The sequence below is a fragment of the Dorea sp. 210702-DFI.3.125 genome, assembly GCF_020560945.1.
GTDB lineage: Bacteria > Bacillota > Clostridia > Lachnospirales > Lachnospiraceae > Dorea > Dorea formicigenerans.
Genome location: NZ_JAJCNF010000098.1, coordinates 1 through 398, shown reverse-complemented (window position 1 = coordinate 398; position 398 = coordinate 1). Strand labels below are relative to the sequence as shown.

The following is a 398-nucleotide window of genomic DNA, read 5'->3' as shown; positions in this document are numbered from 1 at the left end:
CCGACAATGAAGTCCTTAGATGGTGTAAATAAGAAAAATGATGTAAATAATACAGCTTCTGAAGCACCTGAAAAAAATGTAAAAACTGAGTCTGAAAAGATTGATTTTTCTAAGGTAAAGGTAGAGCCTTTATTTGAGGAATTTGTTGATTTTGATACATTCAGCAAGTCAGATTTCCGTGCAGTAAAGGTTAAAGAGTGTGTTGCAGTACCGAAGTCAAAGAAACTGTTACAGTTTACTCTTGATGACGGAACAGGCACAGACAGAACCATTTTAAGCGGTATTCATAGCTTTTATGAGCCGGAAGAACTGGTTGGAAAGACTCTGATTGCTATCACAAATCTTCCACCGAGAGCTATGATGGGCATTGACTCTTGCGGTATGCTCCTCAGTGCTAT

Annotated in this window: 1 pseudogene; it reads left to right on the top strand. The window is 38.4% G+C overall.

Going from position 1 to position 398, the window contains the following annotated elements:
* A pseudogene (locus tag LI164_RS15720) lies at positions 1–398 on the top strand (lysine--tRNA ligase); the annotation flags it as partial.